Origin of the sequence: Saccharothrix ecbatanensis (genome assembly GCF_014205015.1) — a bacterium.
Lineage (GTDB): Bacteria > Actinomycetota > Actinomycetes > Mycobacteriales > Pseudonocardiaceae > Actinosynnema > Actinosynnema ecbatanense.
In genome coordinates this window covers 1,111,576-1,131,814 of sequence record NZ_JACHMO010000001.1, presented here as the reverse complement: position 1 = coordinate 1,131,814, position 20,239 = coordinate 1,111,576, and the positions used below count along the sequence as shown (strand labels likewise).

At 66.9% G+C, this 20,239-nt stretch carries 23 protein-coding genes, 1 pseudogene and 1 CRISPR repeat array; of the genes and pseudogenes, 14 read left to right on the top strand and 10 right to left on the bottom strand.

The window, feature by feature from the left end; genetic code table 11:
• Positions 1 to 58: 58 nt before the first annotated feature.
• The 3 genes from F4560_RS05140 to F4560_RS05130 are packed head-to-tail and all read right to left on the bottom strand — an operon-like array spanning position 59 to position 2,185.
• A complete protein-coding gene (locus tag F4560_RS05140) occupies positions 59 to 901 on the bottom strand; it encodes a hypothetical protein (protein WP_312868487.1) in 843 nt (280 codons plus the stop codon).
• Positions 895 to 1,512 carry a hypothetical protein gene (locus tag F4560_RS44125; protein ID WP_246477734.1) on the bottom strand — a complete coding sequence of 206 codons (618 nt, stop codon included), beginning with the start codon at positions 1,510 to 1,512 and terminating at the stop codon, positions 895 to 897. The genes F4560_RS05140 and F4560_RS44125 overlap by 7 nt, the downstream gene beginning before the upstream one ends.
• A gap of 22 nt (positions 1,513 to 1,534) precedes the next feature.
• The gene (locus F4560_RS05130; RefSeq protein WP_184916926.1) at positions 1,535 to 2,185 is read right to left on the bottom strand and encodes an A24 family peptidase; all 651 of its coding nucleotides are present in this window, start codon (positions 2,183 to 2,185) and stop codon (positions 1,535 to 1,537) included.
• A 252-nt stretch (positions 2,186 to 2,437) separates the two neighbouring features.
• Here F4560_RS05130 and F4560_RS05125 point away from each other — a divergent pair, with 252 nt between their 5' ends.
• Both F4560_RS05125 and F4560_RS05120 read left to right on the top strand, forming a co-directional pair.
• Complete coding sequence (locus tag F4560_RS05125) at positions 2,438 to 3,688, top strand: IS4 family transposase (protein ID WP_184916321.1); 1,251 nt, start codon at positions 2,438 to 2,440, stop codon at positions 3,686 to 3,688.
• 347 nt (positions 3,689 to 4,035) lie between these two features.
• Complete coding sequence (locus F4560_RS05120; protein WP_184916924.1) at positions 4,036 to 6,330, top strand: tetratricopeptide repeat protein; 2,295 nt, start codon at positions 4,036 to 4,038, stop codon at positions 6,328 to 6,330.
• Here the strand turns inward: F4560_RS05120 and F4560_RS05115 are convergent.
• A complete protein-coding gene (locus tag F4560_RS05115; protein ID WP_221483345.1) occupies positions 6,305 to 7,147 on the bottom strand; it encodes a class I SAM-dependent methyltransferase in 843 nt (280 codons plus the stop codon). The two genes, F4560_RS05120 and F4560_RS05115, sit on opposite strands and share 26 nt — an antisense overlap.
• Before the next feature lie 203 nt (positions 7,148 to 7,350).
• Here F4560_RS05115 and F4560_RS46510 point away from each other — a divergent pair, with 203 nt between their 5' ends.
• Entirely contained in the window at positions 7,351 to 7,719 is a 369-nt protein-coding gene (locus tag F4560_RS46510) for a DUF6355 family natural product biosynthesis protein (protein WP_376775417.1), read from the top strand.
• Between the two features lie 155 nt (positions 7,720 to 7,874).
• On the opposite strand, the gene F4560_RS05110 is transcribed toward F4560_RS46510, so the two are convergent.
• From F4560_RS05110 to F4560_RS46505, 4 genes are all read right to left on the bottom strand, one after another.
• On the bottom strand, positions 7,875 to 8,051 hold the full coding sequence (locus tag F4560_RS05110; RefSeq protein WP_184928900.1) for a DUF397 domain-containing protein: 177 nt from the start codon (positions 8,049 to 8,051) through the stop codon (positions 7,875 to 7,877).
• A 618-nt stretch (positions 8,052 to 8,669) separates the two neighbouring features.
• Positions 8,670 to 9,490: a CRISPR direct-repeat array (repeat unit 28 nt; unit sequence GTCTTCCCCGCGCGAGCGGGGGTGGTCC).
• 355 nt (positions 9,491 to 9,845) lie between these two features.
• Positions 9,846 to 10,199, bottom strand: coding sequence for a DUF397 domain-containing protein (locus F4560_RS05105; protein ID WP_184916922.1), 354 nt, complete (start codon positions 10,197 to 10,199; stop codon positions 9,846 to 9,848).
• Between the two features lies 1 nt (position 10,200).
• On the bottom strand, positions 10,201 to 11,067 hold the full coding sequence (locus F4560_RS05100; RefSeq protein WP_184916920.1) for a helix-turn-helix domain-containing protein: 867 nt from the start codon (positions 11,065 to 11,067) through the stop codon (positions 10,201 to 10,203).
• A gap of 340 nt (positions 11,068 to 11,407) precedes the next feature.
• On the bottom strand, positions 11,408 to 11,551 hold the full coding sequence (locus F4560_RS46505; protein ID WP_221483343.1) for a hypothetical protein: 144 nt from the start codon (positions 11,549 to 11,551) through the stop codon (positions 11,408 to 11,410).
• Positions 11,552 to 11,583: 32 nt separating this feature from the next.
• Between F4560_RS46505 and F4560_RS05090 the strand changes: the two genes are divergently transcribed.
• The 7 genes and pseudogenes from F4560_RS05090 to F4560_RS05065 all read left to right on the top strand — a co-directional run bounded on the left by F4560_RS05090 (position 11,584) and on the right by F4560_RS05065 (position 15,295).
• Positions 11,584 to 11,781, top strand: coding sequence for a hypothetical protein (locus F4560_RS05090; RefSeq protein WP_221483342.1), 198 nt, complete (start codon positions 11,584 to 11,586; stop codon positions 11,779 to 11,781).
• A 66-nt stretch (positions 11,782 to 11,847) separates the two neighbouring features.
• Positions 11,848 to 12,273: a hypothetical protein gene (locus F4560_RS44110; protein ID WP_312868481.1), complete on the top strand. Its 426-nt coding sequence runs from the start codon at positions 11,848 to 11,850 to the stop codon at positions 12,271 to 12,273.
• Positions 12,270 to 12,575, top strand: coding sequence for an HC3 family zinc finger protein (locus F4560_RS05080; protein ID WP_184916912.1), 306 nt, complete (start codon positions 12,270 to 12,272; stop codon positions 12,573 to 12,575). The genes F4560_RS44110 and F4560_RS05080 overlap by 4 nt, the downstream gene beginning before the upstream one ends.
• Positions 12,572 to 12,961 carry a hypothetical protein gene (locus tag F4560_RS05075; protein ID WP_184916909.1) on the top strand — a complete coding sequence of 130 codons (390 nt, stop codon included), beginning with the start codon at positions 12,572 to 12,574 and terminating at the stop codon, positions 12,959 to 12,961. Before F4560_RS05080 ends, F4560_RS05075 begins: the two co-directional genes overlap by 4 nt.
• 73 nt (positions 12,962 to 13,034) lie before the next feature.
• Positions 13,035 to 13,178, top strand: a pseudogene (locus F4560_RS46500) (helix-turn-helix domain-containing protein); the annotation flags it as partial.
• A gap of 36 nt (positions 13,179 to 13,214) precedes the next feature.
• On the top strand, positions 13,215 to 14,339 hold the full coding sequence (locus tag F4560_RS05070) for a hypothetical protein (protein ID WP_184916906.1): 1,125 nt from the start codon (positions 13,215 to 13,217) through the stop codon (positions 14,337 to 14,339).
• A complete protein-coding gene (locus F4560_RS05065; RefSeq protein WP_184916903.1) occupies positions 14,336 to 15,295 on the top strand; it encodes an aminoglycoside phosphotransferase family protein in 960 nt (319 codons plus the stop codon). Before F4560_RS05070 ends, F4560_RS05065 begins: the two co-directional genes overlap by 4 nt.
• Positions 15,296 to 15,456: 161 nt before the next feature.
• On the opposite strand, the gene F4560_RS45965 is transcribed toward F4560_RS05065, so the two are convergent.
• Entirely contained in the window at positions 15,457 to 15,663 is a 207-nt protein-coding gene (locus F4560_RS45965) for a hypothetical protein (RefSeq protein ID WP_312869899.1), read from the bottom strand.
• Here F4560_RS45965 and F4560_RS05060 point away from each other — a divergent pair.
• From F4560_RS05060 to F4560_RS05050, 3 genes are all read left to right on the top strand, one after another.
• Positions 15,583 to 15,963: an NUDIX hydrolase gene (locus F4560_RS05060; protein WP_312869836.1), complete on the top strand. Its 381-nt coding sequence runs from the start codon at positions 15,583 to 15,585 to the stop codon at positions 15,961 to 15,963. The two genes, F4560_RS45965 and F4560_RS05060, sit on opposite strands and share 81 nt — an antisense overlap.
• A 218-nt stretch (positions 15,964 to 16,181) precedes the next feature.
• Entirely contained in the window at positions 16,182 to 17,039 is an 858-nt protein-coding gene (locus F4560_RS05055) for a helix-turn-helix domain-containing protein (protein WP_184916897.1), read from the top strand.
• A gap of 142 nt (positions 17,040 to 17,181) precedes the next feature.
• Positions 17,182 to 17,691: a hypothetical protein gene (locus F4560_RS05050; protein ID WP_184916894.1), complete on the top strand. Its 510-nt coding sequence runs from the start codon at positions 17,182 to 17,184 to the stop codon at positions 17,689 to 17,691.
• 203 nt (positions 17,692 to 17,894) lie between these two features.
• On the opposite strand, the gene F4560_RS05045 is transcribed toward F4560_RS05050, so the two are convergent.
• On the bottom strand, positions 17,895 to 18,824 hold the full coding sequence (locus tag F4560_RS05045; RefSeq protein WP_184916891.1) for an exonuclease domain-containing protein: 930 nt from the start codon (positions 18,822 to 18,824) through the stop codon (positions 17,895 to 17,897).
• A 291-nt stretch (positions 18,825 to 19,115) separates the two neighbouring features.
• Here F4560_RS05045 and F4560_RS05040 point away from each other — a divergent pair, with 291 nt between their 5' ends.
• Positions 19,116 to 19,820, top strand: coding sequence for a DUF6218 family protein (locus F4560_RS05040; protein ID WP_184916888.1), 705 nt, complete (start codon positions 19,116 to 19,118; stop codon positions 19,818 to 19,820).
• The last annotated feature ends 419 nt before the right edge of the window (positions 19,821 to 20,239 follow it).

The window sequence follows — 20,239 nt, the reverse complement described above, 5'->3', positions numbered from 1 at the left end:
GTCGACATGAGCGTTCGACGTGCGTTGGGTACGGGTGTTTCGTTGTTGACGTCCGGGCTCAGCCGGTCGCGATCCCCTGGCTCTCGGCCACACGGAACGCAGAGGATGCCGAGGTGGTCAGGTTCGGAAACGTGCCGCCTTGGCCGGCGCCGGCCCAAGTCACGGCCCATGTGACCGTGACGGTCACCTTGTAGGCGTCAGTGCCCTGCCCGGCTGAAGAGGTGCGATAGGTGTACCCACAGTCGGGTGAAGCGCTCCTCGGGTCGCGGTGCCCAGGAGCAAACGGCGTTCCGGGCCCCGCACACGTCACCGAGCCGCCATCCCCCATCGACCACGTCACCGACATCGGCTTCGCCACGGCCGTCACCGACACACCACGAACCGACGCACTCGCCGACACCTCTTCCCAGCCACCGCTCAACCACAACCACGTGGGCAAGCTGACCAGCTGCTCGTCGGCAGGACTGGCCGAGATCGTCACCGACGGCAGAAGCAAGCGGTTGCGTGCCATCTCGGCTACCTGTTCCGGTGAAAGCGTCGGCCGCACGCCACCGGACGGGACCCACACCGGTCCGTGGGACAACGGGTCCTTGCCGTCCGGCGAGCACAACACCATGAACCAGCCGCCGGGTTCCTGCGGCTGCCCATCGGGGGCCTGGTAGTCGACCGGCTTGTAGCTGCACCCCACGTACGGGTCTTCGGCATCACTTGATGATTGATCAGTACTGGAGGGTCGGCCCGTGTCCCAAGCCTCGTGCGGCCTCTCGTTGTTTCCGACGCCGAGATCGCATACCGGTGCGGGAGCCTGGCTGCAATCCACGTTTCCCCACGGTCCGGCGAAAGCCGGAGAGGCACCGCAAAGGAGTACCGACGCCACGACGGCGGATGTCCACTTCAGCACGTGCCCACCTCCTGCACACCGAACTCGACCACCTTCCAGGTGCCGTCTGCCTGCTTCTCGACCACGGCATCGATGTGCCGCCTGCCATCAGGTTCCTCGTCGGCCGGCTGACCGCTGTCGAGGTAGTGCCTCGTCCAGTTCGTTGAGTCACCGCAATCGGTGACGACGACCTTGGTCGGAGCCTCGGCCGGCTCGACCAACGACACCGACGGGTCGAGGATCGGCTCCCCACGCGACACCACGCCCTTGTAGTGGTCGCCGTACAGACCTCGCGTCATGGTGGACAACGCCGTGCCGGTCGCGAACTGACCCAGCTTCGGTGACTGCCAATCTGACGTTGTGCCGGCTTCTGCGTAGCTGAGCCACATACCGCGGTAGGCGTCCACCGCGCGCCTTCCGGCTTCGTCGGCTGGATTTGGTGCCGGTGAGGACGCCTCGGGCAGAGATGAGGTGCCCACACCGGTCGCGACGCCCGGCTCAGCGGGTGAGCCCGTACCCAGAGGGCTGCACGCGGTTACGACGAGCACGACGACCAAGGCCGTGGCTGTGCTGTGGAAGATCTGCATGTCCGTCCTCAGGTCGTGGTCGTCGTGGCGGAAGGGGACGCACATCCCGAGCCTCCGTAGCTGTCGGTCAGGGAAGGCCCAGTGCGATGAGCGTGCCGCCGACGATCGCCGGTCCGATTGCGAACGGGTCCCGAGGGCCGATCCGGCGGGACGCCAAGAGCGCGGTGGCGGCCAGGGTGGCCATCAGCAGTGCGAGCAGCAGTCCGACCACGACACGGGACCAATCCACCCAGCCGAGGTAGAGGCCCACCGTGCCGAGCAGTGCGACATCGCCACCGCCGATCATGGGCGACGCCAGCACCGCTACGGCCAGCATCGTGGCGAACAGCAACCCGGACGCGGTTACCGCCCGCAGGAACGCCGACGTCCCGCCGACGCGGAGTGCGGCGTAGCCGAGCAGGACCAGCCCACCGAGGAACATCGCACCGGTGATCGCATGGGGAAGACGGTGGCAGGTCAGGTCGATCAGCACGAGTTGGGTACCGGTGATCGCGAGCCAGCACACGGCGGGCAGGAGCGGCGATCCCGCAAAGCGGTAGCTCATCAGTGCCAGCAAGGCGCATAGGACCGATGTGGTCATGAACGCCTCGCGCGACAGGTTCGGGCGCCACCAAGGCGGCGGGAACAGCGGTTGCCCTGCTGCGGCACGCGCCGTCAGCGCGGTCAGCGTGGGGCCACAGGCGATACCGACGAGCGTCCACGACCATTCTGCGGACATGGCTACCCCTCAATTCGCAGCGTGACGATACCCTCCGGATGGCTTCACTCATTAGTTGGATTCGCACTCGACCGGGGATTGATGGTGTCGTTCCGCGAGTTGTGGAAACCCCACGCCGCATCGGTCGGCATCGTGCATCAACTCCTCTTGCGACGAAAAAGCCGCTACAGCGGGTATACCTCAATGCCGCTTAGTTAGTGGCCTTGGTGTGCGGGTTGAGGCGAGTGGATTGGTTGGCAGTACTGTTGATCAGTGCCGTCTGCTCGCCGTTTCACCGATGGGATCAGCATCGGTGTGCTGGCCCGTGTGTTCGACCGGGATCTGGTGGACGAGGTGCTCGCGGAAACGGGGCGTCGGGAGAGGCGGTCGCGTCTGCTGCCCGCGCGGGTGGTCGTCTACTACGTGCTGGCGCTGTGCCTGTTCTTCGATGACGGTTACGAAGAGGTGATGCGCAAGCTGGTCGACGGTCTGCGGTTTCTGGGCACGTGGCGGCAGGGGTGGACGGTGCCCACGACGGGGGCGATCTCCCAGGCGCGGGGGCGGTTGGGCGAGGCGCCGCTGCGGGTGCTGTTCGACCGGGTGGCGGTGCCGATGGCCCATGCCGGAACGCGGGGGGCGTGGTTTCACGGGTGGCGGGTGATGGCGGTCGACGGTGTCGTGCTGGACTTGCCCGACACGGCGGCCAACGTAGCCGAGTTCGGCAAGAAGCCGCACAAGGGCGGGCAGAGCCCGTTTCCGCAGGTGCGGATCATGGGGCTGGGCGAGTGCGGCACGCATGCGATCGTGGCGGCGGAGTTGGATTCCTGGCGGGTGCAGGAACGCGGCTTGTGCGAGCGGTTGGTGGCGGCGTTCGAGCCGGACATGCTGGTGCTGGCCGATCGCGGTGTGTTCTCCTACGACTTGTGGCAGCGGGCGCGCCGGAGCGGGGCGCAATTGGTGTGGCGGGTCCGTGACGATGTGGACCTGCCGGTGTTGGGGTGGCTTCCCGACGGGTCCTACCGCAGTGAGCTGCTGCCCTCGAAGGTCAAGGCGGACCTGAAGCGGGGCAAGCGGTCGCGGGCGCCGGAGGGGTCGCGGTTGCCGGTGCGGGTGGTGGAGTACTCGGTGACCGACCGCGGCGGGCAGCCCGAGATGATCCGCCTGGTGGTGTCGATCATGGATCACGAGGTGGCGCCGGCGGTGGAGTTGGCGGTGCTGTATCGGCAGCGGTGGGAGTTCGAGCTGACCCTGGACGAGATCGAGACCCATCAGATGCCGCATGGCAGGGTGCTGCGGTCGAAGTCCCCGGAGTTGGTCCGGCAGGAGATCTGGGCGTTGCTGCTGACCCACTACGCGGTGCGGGCGTTGATGTTGGAGGCCGCCGAGGGCCTCGGTCCGGACGACGGGCCCGACGTCGACGGGTTGTCCTTCGTCCGAAGTCTCAACGCTGTGCGCCGCCAGGTCACCAACCAGGCGGGTTTTTCCCCCTCACCGCCTGAAGAACGCGATCATCGAGACGCTTGAGGAGATCCGACACCGACGCGCCCGGGGCCGCCGCCACCGCTCCTACCCACGCGTGGTCAAACGCAGCAACGTCGGCAGCAAGCTGATCAAACGCGCGCACCACACAGGCACCCGCTACGACCGGCCACCTGGCATCCACCTCTTCGGCAAGATCACTAACTAAGCGGCATTGGGGTATACCTAGCAGGTCACCGATCACTCGATAGGGTCGTCATGGGATCGAATAGACCAGTGGTCCACGTCAGATCCGCATATCCTCGGTCTCTCGTGGTGCCTCCGGCCGGATTCCCGGTTGTCACCACACTGGCCGGGCCGTCTGGGGGTGGCAAGGGGGGCGGTGTATTCGCTTGAAGGGAATAACGAATAACGGGCAGGGAATCGGCGAAGAACTCCGTCGCCTACGGACTGGGGCCGGTCTGACGATCACGCAGTTGGCTGAGCGGTGCCACTACAGCGTCGGGCACGTCAGCAACGTCGAAAACGGAGTCAAGCCAGCCACGGACGACTTCGCACGAGCCTGTGATGAGGCGCTTGGAACAGGTGGCGCGCTCGTGGCACTGGTGTGGGAAGGAGCCGGGAGAACCCGACACCGTTCAACACCGGCTCCGTCTCAGCTTCCGCCCTCGGCGAGGTTGGTAGGTCGCGGTGAGGTGTTCGCCGAACTGGGGAGGGCCTCTGAGCAACTGGTGCGCGGTGAGTCGACTGGCGTGCTTGCGCTGGACGGACCGGCGGGCGTCGGCAAGACGGCGTTGGCTGTCTCGTGGGCACACCACATCCGGACACAGTTCCCCGACGGCGCACTGTTCTACGACCTGCGTGGTTGGGCCGCGAACGAAGATCCGGCCGCGTCGTCCGAGGTCTTGGAGGCCTTCCTCCGCGACCTCGGCGTTGCGCCGGCCGATCTCCCGCCCGCCCTGGATCGCAGGGCGGCGCTGTTGCGGACCAGGCTGGCCGGGACGCGGACGCTGATCGTGTTGGACAACGCGTCCACGACCGAACAGGTGCGCCCGCTGCTGCCCGGCATCGCGGGCTGCTTGGTGATCGTCACCAGCCGTCGCAGGCTTTCGGGGCTCGCGATGCGCGAGGGCGCCCACCTCGTGAGTCTCGGACCACTCACCGCCAAAGAGTCGTTGAGCCTGCTGCGCGACACGTTCGGCGAGCAACGCGTCGCCCGAGAGTCCGAGGCTGCGGAGAGGATCGCGGCGCTGTGTGCCTACCTTCCCTTGGCCATCCGGGTCGCCGCGGAACGGGTCGCGGCGCATCCGCACCTCTCCCTCCATGAGCTCGCCGACGAACTGTCGGCGGTGGACAAGCGACTGGACGCCCTGTCCCACGAGGACGAAGCGGTGCGGGCGGTGTTCTCCTGGTCGTACCGGGCTCTCAGCGACGGCGCCGCCAGGCTGTTCCGTTTCCTCGGACTGCACGCCGGCGCGAGTTTCAGCGAGCACGTCGCCGCGGCGCTGTGCGGCGTGCCGGTGGACGAGGCGAGAAGGACACTCGGCGAGCTGGCCGCGGTGCGGTTGATCGAGCAGGTCGGGCACGACCGCTACGGGCAGCATGACCTGCTCGGCGCCTACAGCATGGAACGCGCTCGACTAGAGGAGAGCGAGGGAGATCGTGAGTCGGCCTCACTGCGCATGCTGGACTGGTATCTGCACGCCGCAGCGCAGGCGAACGACGCGCTCGCTCCGCAGTACCGCAATCCGTCCCTGAACCGACCGACGCCGGGCACGCCCGCACCGCCGGCCTTCACCTATACGACCGCGTTGGCCTGGTGCGACACCGAATTGGGCAATCTGGTCGCCGCCACACGTCTCGCCCACCAACGCGGCCATCACACCCACGCGTGGCAACTACCCATTGTGCTGTGGAACTTCCTGTCCCTGCGGAAGCACTGGGCAGAATGGATCTCGACACACGAAGCTGGGCTCGCGGCGGCCCGGGCGGGCGGTGACTCGTTCGGGGAAGCCTGGATCCTCAACAACCTGGCGCACGCCCACCGGGAACGACGCCGATTCGACCTGGCGGAGAACGAACTGACCGCAGCCCTGGCACTGCGCCGCACCCTCTGCGACCTGACCGGTGAAGCGTGGACGTTGACCGGGCTCGGCTACCTTGAAGGAGACCGCGACGACCACGACGCCGCCGCGAAGGCATTCGCCGAATCCGCCGACGTGTTCCGGCAGGTCGACGACCATCCCGGCGAAGCAGTCGCCGTCAACGGCCTCGGCGAGGCACATCGTCGACTGGGCCGGTTCACCGAGGCGCTGACCTGCTTCGAACACGCGTTGAGGATCATGCGCAACGCCGGTGATCGCTACAGCGAGGGCTACACGCTGACCAAGCTCGGTGCGACGTTCGATGCGATGGACCGGCATGAGGATGCGCTCGCCCAGTTCGAGCTCGCCCTCGTCGCACGACGCGAGATCGGTGACCGCTGGGGTGAAGCCGAGACGCTGATCGCGCGCGGTGACGCCGTCGGGAGGTGCGCTCCCTCGGGTGCGCGGGCCTCCTGGGTGGCTGCGCTGGCGATCCTGGACGAACTCGACGATCCACGGGCAGCCGATGTGCGCGACCGACTGGGGATGGTGCCGGTCCCCAGGTCGGCCGTCAGCGTCACGCCCTCGGCTTCGACGCCTTGAGCCCGTACAACAGCGGGATCCTCGGCTCGCCCTCGGGAAGCGCCCACCAGCCGCTGTCGGCGCGCACCATCTGCGACCACCGCGGCCACGGCAACAACTCGGTCTCCGTCAGGCTGTCGATCGTCAAACCCGCCCGCACCAGCGTGGTGACGACTTCGCCGAGCGAATGCATCCACTCGTACGACACCGTGTCCGACGTCAGAGCCGGGCCGTCGGTGTAGGTGTAGGTGGAGTCCCGCTGGATCGCGCCTCGCCCTTCGAGGTAGTCGTGCCGCAACAACAACTCCGGCCCCTCACCTGGTCCGGGTTTGGGCCCCAGGGCGTTCAGCAAAGGGTGGAACTCGGCGATGTAGACGAACCCGCCGGGCTTCAGCAGATCCGCCACCGTCGCCGCCCACCGAGGCAGATCCGGCAGGTAGCACAACGCGCCCTTGCCCGTGTACACGATGTCGAACCGTCCGGCGCCGAGATGTGCCACCGCGTCATGCACGTCGGCGTGCACGTACTCAACGCCCACCCCTTCCTCCGCAGCGATGCGACGGGCCTCGCCGACCGCAGCAGCCGAGAAGTCCAACCCCGTCACACGAGCATCCCGCCGCGCCAGCCCGACCGTCTCGATCCCGATGTGGCACTGCAAGTGCGCCAACTCCCGGCCCGCGAGATCCCCGAGATCGACCCACTCGAACGGGGCGAACCAGCCGAGCGGATCACGCCTGCCCACGGCGTAGAACTCGCTCGCCACGTGAACCGGCGTCCGCGCATCCCAGTTCGCCTGGTTCGCCCGAACCATCCGCCCGACCTCAGCACCGAAGCTCATGCCCGACATCTACCACCATGCCCGCCCCACGGTCCGGAAACACCGCGGCAACCACCCACATGGGCCACCCACCGAGATGATCGGAACCTCCAGGTGTGACCTATTCCTTCCTATTCGGAAAGACGAAACCCTGTTCCGGTGGTCACACTCGCAGGACGCTGGTAATCGCCACTTCGATCTCACATCAAGGAAGGGCGATCACAATGACCGGAATCGGCACCAAGCTGCGCCACACACTTGTCCTCGTGACCACGACGATTTCGACACTGTTGACACCGCACCCGGCCGAGGCGCAACACGCACCTTTCTCCGTAGGATGCGGCTTCCGCCACGTCAATCCGGACCACCACGAAGGCGCGACCGGCCTCTACACCCACTGCGCCGACTCGTTCATCCTCATCCGAGTGGACACAGCAGACGGCAGCTACCACACGTGCGTCAGCCCCTGGGGTTCCAGGCGATTCTTCCCCAGCGGTCGCGTCAACAACGCCTACTACGTCCCGATCCGACCGAGGCTCCTGACAGCCTCCGACGGTCGCCAGATCTGCTCCGTGACCCAGCCGCCTGCCTGAAGTACTGGTGGGGCCAGGACGGTGTCCGCTTCTCCGTTTGAGTCCGTGACACCGTCCTGGTAGATCGATCCGCGGGCTGGCCAGCGAAATGACCGCGTGGCCAACAGCACCGCGGACGTACGCCCAGCCACTATCACGCGTCGAACCGACCCTCTTTAATGTGACCGATGAGCCACAACAGTATCGACACCGAAGGCCAATCGGGTGCCCGACGGGTTCTTCGAGTCGCGGAGAAGCGTCTTGTTCGCGGTTCGTGCCACCTCTACACAAGCCCCGTTCCGACCATTGGAACGACTGCTCTTTCTCCAAGATCCTTGGCGCAGGGCGGACATGGTCCGGCACCCCCTTGCACTCGCCTTCACAGTTCGACCCCAGCCATCCATGAGGTCGATCGACTTCGCCGGGCCGAGCGCGGACTTCTGGGCCTGGTCGAACATCTCCCGGTAACGAGCGATCTCCCTGGGGTAATCGAGGTACTCAGACGACGCCTTCACCAAGTCACACGACTGGCCGGCTTTCACTCCGACTACATACTCGCAGCAACGATGGAAGTGACCCGCTCCACCGTGGGACGGGTCCTCTCGGGAGACGCTCGACCGGCTTCCGCGTTCATCGCGGGCGTCCTCGTCGCACTCCGTCCGATGGCTTTCGAAGACTGTTTCGAGGTAGTCACCACACCCGACAATCCTCTCGAATGACCTCAGGCCGCCCGGCCCACGACCCCGCCACGGTCTGATCAACTCACAACGCTTGACTACCCGCCGCCGTGTCGCTACCGGCCAACGACACCACCTCCCAACGCGGGCCCGCCATGATCCCGTGACGACGACCGCCATAGACGCCTGACGGGCGACAGGGCCAGTTCGAGATGCGATTCAACGTGAAGACGTCCCAGCATCAAACCGATGCTAAAACGGTGATTCGTCGCGTAAAGTAGCTGGTCAAGAAGTGTCTTCCCCGCGCGAGCGGGGGTGGTCCGACGTGAACCATCGGGCAGGTCTGCCAGCCCAGGTCTTCCCCGCGCGAGCGGGGGTGGTCCGGCTCGGGAAGCGTTCACACGGCTCGCCGTGCCGTCTTCCCCGCGCGAGCGGGGGTGGTCCCTTGATCTGCATCAAGTCCCAGCAGTACCGGCGGTCTTCCCCGCGCGAGCGGGGGTGGTCCCTGCTCACCGACGATGGTCCGGTGCCGGTGTGCGTCTTCCCCGCGCGAGCGGGGGTGGTCCAGCCATCGGGTCGGTCGGCATCATCTACGACCAGTCTTCCCCGCGCGAGCGGGGGTGGTCCCGACGGTGGGCGGGTCACTGCGTCTGGCCAGGGGTCTTCCCCGCGCGAGCGGGGGTGGTCCGCGCCGAGTTCACCGCCGCACAGGACAAGCTCAGTCTTCCCCGCGCGAGCGGGGGTGGTCCCTGGTTCTTCGCCGCCCTGGCGGTCGCCCAGATGTCTTCCCCGCGCGAGCGGGGGTGGTCCGGCCGCGCTGCACACCGTGCTGTCCCGGCGCGAGTCTTCCCCGCGCGAGCGGGGGTGGTCCGGGGCTCGACATGGATGACGCGGGAACGGCGTTGTCTTCCCCGCGCGAGCGGGGGTGGTCCGGGCGCGCCGGACCCGTTCCGCACCCGCCTGACGTCTTCCCCGCGCGAGCGGGGGTGGTCCGTAACGCCTAACGTGACGGCCGGTTAGCAGCACGTCTTCCTCGCGCGAGCGGGGGTGGTCCGTGGTCGGGCAGTGCGGTGAGTAGGTCGAGTTCGTCTTCCCCGCGCGAGCGGGGGTGGTCCCGCTGGCTTCCGGCCCGATGAGATCGAACGTCTGTCTTCCCCACGCGAGCGTCCCGGAACCCGAACCGTCAACCTCACCTCGGCGGAGTCTTCCCCGCGCGAGCGGGAGTGGTCCGACGAGATCCGCGCCGGAGTGCGGCCCGAGTACGTCTTCCCCGCGCGAGCGGGGGTGGGCCACTTCCGTGATGCCATCGATGAAACCGACAGCCAGCGGTAGGAGCCCCACGCGAGCCGCTCGCCCCCGGCCCACGCGGCGAGTCCAGCCACCTCGGCGGGGCCCTCGTCTACGCCCATGCGTCAGCCTCGGAAGCGCCGATCGTAGCGGTAGGTTGCAGCGCTCGATCAGTGCTCGCGATCAGGCGCTGGCGAGTTGACTGCTGAAGTCGAACTCCCCCGCAGCAGCTCCCGCTCGGAAAGCTGACCACTCACCGTCGTCAAAGCGAAGCTCGACCTCGGTGTTGAGCGACTTGACGAGGGTGTCGGTGCCGATCCTGGTGATGGCGGCAACCCCGTTGGCGGACATGACATCGTCGCGAGCTTCGCGCACGAACGCCACCCACTCTGGATGGGAGAAGGCGATGGTGCCGTGGTCGGGGTTCTTGCTGTGCCGGATGATCGCGCCGTCCGCCGTCGGGGCGACCTCGACGCAGTTTTCGCCGTTGCTGCTGCGAGTGGAGGTCCGCCACGCGAGGCGGTCGGCGGGGGTCATCTCAGTCCTCCGAGGTGGTCGTCAAGGTCTTAATGCGCGCGGCGATGGCGTCAGCCGATTCGGACACCGACAGCGCAGTGGCACACAACCGGTCTGCGGACAAAGTATACGCCGCCACCTGATCTTGATCCTGAACGTGCACGGCGCCGGTCGGGTACTCGATGTAGCCGATGCTCTGGGCTTCCTCGAAGTCCAGGAGCAGGAAGTCCCCGTCAAGGCCATCGTGCACGGCCACGCTCACCGGCATGACATGCAGTTCGACGTTCTCGCGCTCGATCAGCGTCAGCAGGTGTTCCAGCTGGGCTCGCATCACCTGAGGGCCGCCGACAACGCGGTGCAGAACGTACTCCTCAATGACGGCGCGGAACCGCAGTGGGTTGGTGTCGTCGGCGAGTCGCTGCCGCGCCATCCGGGCTCGAACCACTTGCGGGGCGTCCATCGGAGGAACGCGGAGGTTGCCCACCAGCAACGCGGCTGCGTACTCGGGCGTCTGGAGTTGGCCGGGCAGCAGGAGCGACTCGTAGGCGAACTCGGCGACGGCGAGTCCTTCAAGTCCGACGAAGATCTTGAACCAGTTGGGCAGTACGTCGCTGAAAGGCGCCCACCACGTGGCCTGATCGGCGCTTGCCGCCAGTGATGTCATGCGGTCGACGTGCTCCAGGTCCGCGCCGTACGCCCGAAGAAGTGCCCCGACTTCGTCGGGTTTCTGCTGCGTCTTCCCGCTCTCCAAGTAGTTGATCTTTGCCTGGCTACAGCCCAGCACCGTGGCAGCCTCAGCCTGCTTGAGGCCGGCGCGCTCGCGGGCGACCCGGAGGTCGTGCCCGATCAGGAAGCGCAGCGCGGATGGATCTGAGCGGCGGTCGGCCACTTGACGCCCTCCTACAACTCGGCCAGGTCATACACAGTGTCGCATCACCTGAGGCGACACCGCCCAGCTCCACCCATCCGGTGCATGGACCTCTGTATGTATACAAGCTACGTTACAGAGGTGTCGATATAGGTGCCTGCACGGTGCGCCTCTCGGCACAAAGCCCCGGCGGAGCTGGGTCGAACCCCGACCCGGCCCGGCTTCGCCGGTACCACAGCCGGCCTGGGATCAAGGGTCGGGCACGGCAGGGAGAGCGGTCATGTGGCGAGCGCGACGCAAGCCCCCTCAGTGGCTGGCAGCGTGCCGGGATATCGCCGGCCGACGGCGGGAGATCCTCGTCCTACCGACCGGCAACGACCGGGTGGCGCTGGTCTTCCCTCCCGGCGAGGTCGCCGTTCTGAGGCCGTTGCAGGTCGGTCGTCTGCGTGATGCTCTGCGTGATGCGGTACTCGCGCTGGACGACCCCGAAACGCGCGATCAGCACCAACACGCCGTCCCGGTGGAACAGGCCCGCACATGAACCCCACCATGCAGTTCGTCGTGGGGGTCATCGCCGCCATCGCGTTCGTCATCCGATTGGCAGCCGCGCTCTACCAGGCGTACGTCGATGGTCAGGTCGCCGCACGCCGTGCCGGCCAGAGCGGCAACAGTGACCGCGCCCAGGTGCACCGTCGAACGGCTCATATCTGCCTGCGACACCCTGACCAGCACTGACTGACGGGCGACTGACCCAGGGGCCTCACCAAAACCTGAGACAACCGACTACCGATGGAGCAACCCGTGACAGCACATCGTCACCCGCTGGACGAGCTCGTGCGCAATCGCTTGGGCTTGACGTCGTCGTGCGACGAGCCGGAGTTCGCCACGATCTTGGAACAAATGGTGGCGGACGAAGCGCCCCGACTGTTCGCCGTGGTGCAGGAGTTCGGCGACCGCGTCGATGGCCGGATCGCCGCCTGGGGTATGGCATTCGCCGACCACGCCGAGGTCGTGTCGGTCGAACACAGGCGGCGGATGAGCCTGCAAGCACCCGAGAATGCGCTGCGGCTCTTCGCCGTCGGCGGCCAGGTTCGGGTTCGTCTCGTGTGGTTCACCCCGGGCGAGGCCAAATCCACCGGCAATGGCGACGGGCCCCACGCGGTAAGCGAGCCCGAGGGACTGACTGGACCGTGGCCCCATCACCGCGTCGGTGGGAGGCCGTCATGACGGATACGGTCCCTCCGCCCCTGTACCGCTGGTACCCGCATGTGGGCGGGCGTCACGCGATCCCGTTCGTCGCAGCTCCAGGCGACGAGATCAAGACCGTGTGTGGGGAGGACATCACACTCCCTCGCGTCCTACCCAAGCTGGCTTGCGAACCGGAATGCGCGATGTGCGATGCGGGTTGGCGTGCGGAGATCAACGCGAAGCCTCGCCCTTCGTTCGGGAGGGTCCCTACACAGCGCAGGTACGCCGTGCTCACGGCGGCTCGTGGATGCATACCCGTAGGGAAGGACAGCACGTCATGACGGCAACGCATGCGGGCGGGAACGGGCTGACGTACAGCGAACTCGTCAGGGCGGTCGCCGACTACGTCGTGGGCATCCGGGACGTCATGGAGCGTGGCGACGACGAGGGCAAGGTGGCGGTGCTGGAGGCCGAGGTGCCGGGTCTGGTAGCGATCATGGAAAGCCTGTTGACGAGTCACCAGCCGGACGATCACGGTCGATGTCGAGCGTGTTCAACACGGTGGCGCTGGATGCGACGCGTCCTTCCGTGGGTGGCTGTCGGCGAACCGGTGCCGTGCCCGCAGGTCCGCGCAGTCTGGGCGAAACTCGCGCCGAACGCGCCCGTTCGGCACGCGCTGCGTGCCCGTACCCGCGAGCTCTCCGATCCCGAGGTGGGGTTGGAATGACCAGACGCCGGGTCGTCTCGGGCCGCGTCGGCCGTCACCGGAAACCGCCGCTTCGATCGAGTAGGAGGTCGGCATGACGTCGCCGACTCCCCTCGCCGAACTGTTGGGCCGACTGGGCACCCGCGAAAGGGTCGCCGAGATGACCGGGACCAGCGTGTCCTCGGTGCGCCGCTGGGCCAACGGCCACGGCCAACCGGACAAGGCGAACCTCCGGCGGCTGCTGACCGTCGCGAACGAGCGGTTCGGTCTGAGCATGACGCCCGAGGTGCTCGACGATCTGGTCGCCGGGCGGACGTCACTCGGCGAGCTCCTGCGGAACCGGGAGGTCGACGACGACACCGAGGGTTGGGCAGCCGCCGCCGAGGCCGCTGCGGGCGCGGTGGACATGACTACTCAGTTGAAGTCCCGCCTCGTGCCGGACGAGGCACTGGACATGTACTACCGGACTCTGATCCGGCTGGCCACAGAGTTCGTCCATGAACCAGCGAGCAAGTGGTTCAAGCCGCTGACGGGGCTCTGGGCGCAGCTGCGGGCAGTTCTCGAAGCCGGTCCACACCCTCGGCAGACGAACGACCTGTACCTACTGGGCGGGATGACCAGTGTGGTGCTCGCGCACGGCTGCCACGTCGTCGGCAGCTCCGACAACGGGCTCGTGCTCGCCCGGACTGCGGAAACGTTGGCCAAGGCGATCGGGCATCCGGAACTGCAAGCGTGGGCGTTGGGGACCAGAGGGTTGATCACCGACTCGTTGCCCACACGGTCGCCGATCGACGCAGCACCGCTGACGCTGGTAGCCAAGGCCCAGTCCCTGGTCGGCTCATCGACCGGCACCGTCGTCGCGCGCCTGTTCAGCTATCAATCGCGGTTCGCCGCGCACGCCGGTGCTCCCGAGGAGGCAAGGCAGGCGCAGATGGACGCGATGCGGGCGCGCGATCGGATCGGCGACGGTCGCGGTGAACTCGATGCGGTCGGTGGCATCCTCCACTTCGGGATCGCCAAACAGCAGGCTCTTGATGCAGAGATCTACTTCGCCTGTGGTAGCTACGAGCTGGCCGAACACGCGGCCAATGCGGCGATCACCGCCTACGACCGCGGGCCCGCCCACGAACGATCCCGCGGCGATGTGGCGATCGCCTACCTGGACAGAGCTGCTGCTCAGGCCGCCTTGGGCCGGGTCGACGATGCCGCAGCCTCAGCCCGGCCCGTGCTCGACCTCGCCGAGACGGACATGATCGCTCCACTGGAACCGGCGCTGCGACGCTTGGCCGACCACCTGGGTGCCCCACGGTTGCGCGGCAGGACCTCGGCGGAGCTGAGGGCCGAAATCATCGAGACAGGCCGCTTCCGAGCGTTGCCGACGGGCACAATCCCTGTGTGACGTCACGCGATCCCACGCCGTCGAGTCCCGGCAGCCGCCGCTACTCGTCACGTGACGATCCTCAGCGCGACCACGATCCCGACCTGTACATGATCATGGATTCGGCGTGCGCCGCCGCCGGGCTGGACGCAACCGACGCCGAGATCATCCACGACTACTCCAACACGGTGATCCGGCTTCCTGCCGAAGACGCCGTGGCCCGCGTCGCCACCGGTGACCGGCTCGCCCGCACGCACACGATGCTCGGCGTGGTCCGCTGGTTGTCCTCGCAGGGGTACCCACTCCCCGTCCCCCTGGACGACATCGGCGTCGTCGTGGTCACAGACCGCACCGTGACGTTCTGGCGTTACTACCCGCAGCCGGACGAGCGCACTGGCCTGGACTCGGCTGTGCTGGGCGACCTCGTCCGGCGACTGCACCAACTTCCCGAGCCCTCGATCCCGCTTCCCCGTTGGAAGCCGCTGCGGTCGCTGGAACGTGCCGTCGCCGCCCCCGAAACGTCGTCAGTGCTTCCCATCGAAGATCGGGAGTGGCTGCTCACGCGCATCACGAGGCTGCGGGGCGAGTTCGACGCGATCGAGTGGCCGCTGGGCGTGGGGCTCATCCACGGCGACGCGTGGGCAGGCAACCTCATGTGGGACCAGACCACCTCGACCGTCATGCTGGGCGACTGGGATTCCGTTGCCTGCGGACCACGCGAGGTCGACCTGATCCCGTCCTGGCATGCCGCTCGCCGGTACCGAACCGACCCGGACTGGGCCCGACGCTTCGCAGACCGCTACGGCTACGACCTTGCGGCCTCTCCTGGGTTCGAGTTGCTGATGGAGATGCGCGACTTGGTGCAACTGAGCGGCCCGCTGCGGCATGCTCGCCGCTCCCCGGTGCACGCCCAAGCCTTGCGGCAGCGCCTGGACGGTTCCCGTGCCCGTGACCTTGGTCGCTGGCGCGAGTTCTGAACCTCACCGGTTGCGGACCGGTCATCGGCATGCCCGTTCCATGACCGGGTGACGCCCTCGTTGACCGGTTGATTGCCGGTGTCGATGCTCTGGTCTATGTGCCGTGATCTCGATTGGCTATAGGCCGTCACGGAACACCGCACGCGACAAAGTCTTCTGCTTCAGGGGCGTGCGCAGCCGATGACTTCCAGCTCGCCCGCCCCGGAGAACACCCGATGAACCACGAAGGCAGTCCCCAGCTTGGTCCACTCCTTGCGGTATACGGACTTGTTGGACGTGGTGAGCACATCCTTCTTGTCCGCGACCAACACGACTCCGCGTTCCGACTGCCGGGCGGCCTCGTAGGCCGCCCCGGCGAAGCCGTGCACGATGCGCTGCGCCGGACCCTCGCCGAACACCTCAACGCCGGCATCGTCCGCCTCGACTTCTTCGCCGCCGTGGAGCACCACACCCAGAACGACCCGAACGGGCGGCCGGTCCACGAAGTGGCGCTTCTGTTCGACCTGACGCTGACGGAGCCTGTTCCCGCCGCGTCCAGCGGATGCGAACTGCGATGGGCCACTGACGCTGCCCTCCGCGAGATCGACCTGCGGCCCGCCGCAATCGCGGACCGGCTGCGAAGCAGTGCCTTAACCGCGAACGACGTTTGGTGGTCAGCAGTCACCTGACCCGCACATCGAACCTGACGTCCACAGCCCGTCGCTGTGCGACTCGTCGTTCCGGACAAGCCGCAGTCCGGCCCACCCGTCCGGACTTCGTTCGCTGTAAGAACCGAAATTCACCTGACCACCGGCCGGTCCGCACGCCGGCCGGACATGGTGTGGCGGGTACGGGCGCACAAGCCCCCCGGCCCGTACCCGCCACACCCAGCACGCAAGGGAGGCCAATGAAGACCGACGAGCAGAACCCCGCGCCGCCAAGGCTGAGCACCGCCCGCAGCCGCGAGCTCGGCGAGGAGCTGCGACGGATTCGAGGTCGGGCCAGAATGTCGTCCGGGTTGGTCGCCGAGGCGTTGGGCTGGTCGTTGGGCAAGCTCAGCAAGCTGGAAACCGGCACTCGGGGCACCAGCGCGGTGGAGATCGGCACCTTGGTCGGCCGCCTGGGTGCCGACAAACCCACCCGGGACCGGGTGCTGGCCATCGCCGGCGAACCTGACACCGGCAGCTTTCTCCGACCGCACGACCGCATCCCGGACACCCTGGTGGCCCTGTCGCTGCACGAACAAGCCGCACGGACCATCACCACCTACGAACCCCTCACCGTCCCAAGCCTGGCCCAGACCGAGGACTACGCCCACGCCTTGACCGGCAACCTCAACGTCGCTCGGGCACGAATCGCCCGGCAGCAGGCAGCACACCGCCGGAGCTGCTCGACAACCGTCCTCTACATCCACGAGGCCGCCCTGCGCATGGTGGTCGGTGAACCGGCGGTGATGCGGGACCAGCTGTTGCACCTGACCCTCATGTGCGGATCGGAGCAGTTCGTCCCGCGGGTCATCCCCATGGCCGCACGATCCCATGCCACCCTCAGGAACCCCGCCACGATCCTGACCTTCGACCCACCCATCAAACCCTTGGCGTATACCGAGACCGACAGCGCAACCGTCTTCCACGACGCTCCGGCCGCCGTGCTCCTCTACCAGACGAAGATGCGGCACCTCGACTCCTTGGCCGTGACCCCGACCGAATCGCACGACATCCTCGGTCACTGGGCTGACACCTACGACCGGCAGGCGAACCGGTGATCTTGTGTCGGCTCCGCCGACCCTCACGACCGCGCACCGACACGCGTTCAAGTCGGCCGAGCCGTCCGACGACGAACACATCCAGACTCGAGTCAGAGCCAGAACTCCACCGGACCCGACGCCCCTGCGGAAGGGACGGGAATTGACCACCGAGCGAGGCGATCATACCTCCATTCCGGGCGCGACCTGGTCCAGACTGCTCGCACCGGACAGCGGACTGGTCGCCCAGTCCGACACGTTGCGAGCCGCCCTGGCATGCCTGGACGGCTACGCGATCGTGATCGAACTGCGCGAGCTGCTGCGCGAGGCGCCGGAGCAGGATCGACGGGTGCTGGAGGGACTCGCGGTCTTCCTCAGCTACATCGCCGCCCGGCGCTATGGCAACGACGAGGCCGCAGGGACCGCGGCAGCGGATGCGGGGAAGACAGGCATGTCACGAACCGACCTCTACGACGTGCGCCGCCTCGGTGTGCTGGTTACCGGCATCGCCAGGGGAAGGCTGCCGGCGGACCTTCACGCCGAGGCAGCGGAGCTGGTACGGGACCGACTCGGCACCGCTGAGGCTGACCGCCTCACCAGCCTGATCCGGCGCGGACGCCAGGCACTCTGGGCAGCGTTCCGGCGCCGAGCACGACGTTGTGGTGTGAGGTGACGGGTCGATGGACGGCATACCCGCACCGCGTGGCGGCCTGCTCGTCTCGAACTGCGCCGACTCCGCGAGGCCACAAGCCTGACCATGACGGAATTCGACGCCCGCAGCCAGTGGCCTCCACGCAAAGTAGAAGTCTTGTCGATCTCGGCTATGGGGAGAATTCGCTGATCGCTGCCGGCGGTTCACGCTGACTGTTCAACGTTTCAACTGCTGAGCCACTCAAGGAAGTCGACCTCGCCGATCATCTCGATCTTGTAGCTGCGGTCCAGCAGTTCCTGTGCTTTGCGGTGTTTGCTGCTGACGCTCATCCCCACTGCGAATCGTGACGGGTCCGCCATGCCCACCACAAGCACGTCGGTCTTCTTGGCGACTCCGGGTACTGCCTGTCCTCCGACGTCGGCGAGTCGCTGATGAGCCTCCGCGCGCGTCATCGTCGTCAACGTTCCGGTGAAGCACACGTTCAAGCCATACAGCATCGAGTCGGGGTCGGCGTCGGGGTTGGCGGTAGGGATCTCGCGTCGGACCGATGTCGTAGACGATTGGAGCCGTCGCGAGCCAGTCCAGGAGTCGCTGGTCTGCTGTCCATAGCGAACCCGCAAGCCGTCGAGCAGATCGTCGATGGTGTCCGCCTGGTGAAGCCGCATGGCCGCGAGCATGACGTGGGCTGCGGTGTCCGCGTCGGCCTGTGCGTCGTGGTGTTCGCCCATCGCGATGCCCGCGGCGTCGGCGACGAAGGGCAGGCGATAGGTCAGCAACTGCCAAGTCAGGCGGGAGACCACCAGGGTGCAGGCGTAGCGCAACTCAGGCCACGGCACGGAACTCGCCGTGCAAGCGTCGCGGATCACTCCCATGTCGAAGGCGGCGTTGTGGGCCACCAGCGTACGGTCACCGGCGAAGTCCATGATCTGTGTGAGTGCCTGCGGCCACTCCGGGGCGTGGCGAACCATCTCGGCGGTGATGCCGTGCAAGGACGTGTGGTAGGGGTGGAAGCCACCTTCGCCCGGCGGCTGGATGTAGGTGGACATCTGGTCGATGACCGTCCCGTCCTTCACCAGGGTCATGCCGACTGCGCAGGCGCTTCCTCGCGACCAGTTGGCGGTCTCGAAGTCGATTGCGACCCATTCTCTGCTCATGATCTCCTCATCTGCGGCCGATGCGTCCACGACTCGGCCCCGGAGCAGGTACGCGTTGATGCTCTGGCGCGGCGGGTGGTCAACAGCACATCGGGACACGTCGGTCGAGGGTTACGTCTGAGGATTCGATCGCAGGGAACCGTCGAGATGTCACGTCCTTGCGACCATGGACACGCCCGGTCCTGCTGGTGCTGCGGTGAAACGAACGGCGCGCCACGGCGATGGACACGTCATGGGCGAAGGTCATCCGCGTGGACGGTGTCTTGAGCACGTCCATGCGTAGGAGAGACGATGACCACCGAACCGCTGGAGCACAGCTCCCTCGGCTTGCTGCCCACCCGAGCCGGCGATGGCCGCACCATGATCGGACACGTGATCGTCTGCCGAGCCGGATCCGGTCAGGACGACGCCGTCGCGATCTGGCATCTCGACACCGAGGGCTTGAAGACCGGGGCATGGGTGAAGCCCGCCGCAACGGCCTTGACCGAAGCGGAGACCGCTCGAAGCCTGCTCACGCTGTGCAAGCAGAAGGCGCTACTGGCCTGGGACCCGGCCGAAGCGGTCACCACGCTACGGGCACTGGAAGAGGTAGCGGGTGTTCCCCACACTGACTGGAGCGCCTGCGCAGTCACCCTCCCCGGTCTACTGGCAGAAGTCGCCGACATTCGAGCCGCGTACACCAAACGCGTCGCCGAGGAGAAGGCGACCAAGAAGAAGATCGCCGACCTTGAGTGGGTGATCGACCTGCCAGACCCGCTACCGGCCACGATCGAGCACTTCGAGCGCCTCACGGGATTCGGAGAACTCATCGCGCCCACGGCGGCAGCAACCGAAGCGCTTCGCATCAGTCGACTGGGCGGATGGGTCGTGCAGCGCTGGAGGGAAACCGCCGTCGCACTGGGCCGCGCCTACCTCCGCGCCACTTTCGGACAACCCACGGTGCTAGCACCCAGATGGGAGGCGCGCCTAGCCGACGCCTACATCAGCCAGCGATGAGTTCCGAACCGGCTCAAACGCCGAACACTGCCGCGTCGTGCGGCGCGTACAACAACCGCACCCACTGGCGGGCGGCCGGGGAGCGGCACTGGCGGCGGGTGGCTGTTCTATCAGTGTCGAATGCTCAGGTCCTGTCAGCGCATCACCTCAAGTTGTGCGCCTGAGCACCCGGTCGGCGAGTCGTGCTCCAGGCGCAAGGCCTAATCCGGTAACGACGGCCGTAATCAGGGTGCGCGGCAGATGACCAAGCGCGGCTGCTGATGGTGCCGGCGCGGAGACTGCACCCCGACTTGACGGTCTCCGCACGCGGCTGGGCTTGTCCTTCGTAGACGCCATCGGCACCGTCGACGATCCACCTTCGCGCCGGATCGCCGCTGACCTGATTGACCACGCCACCACCGCACGAGATGGATACGCCG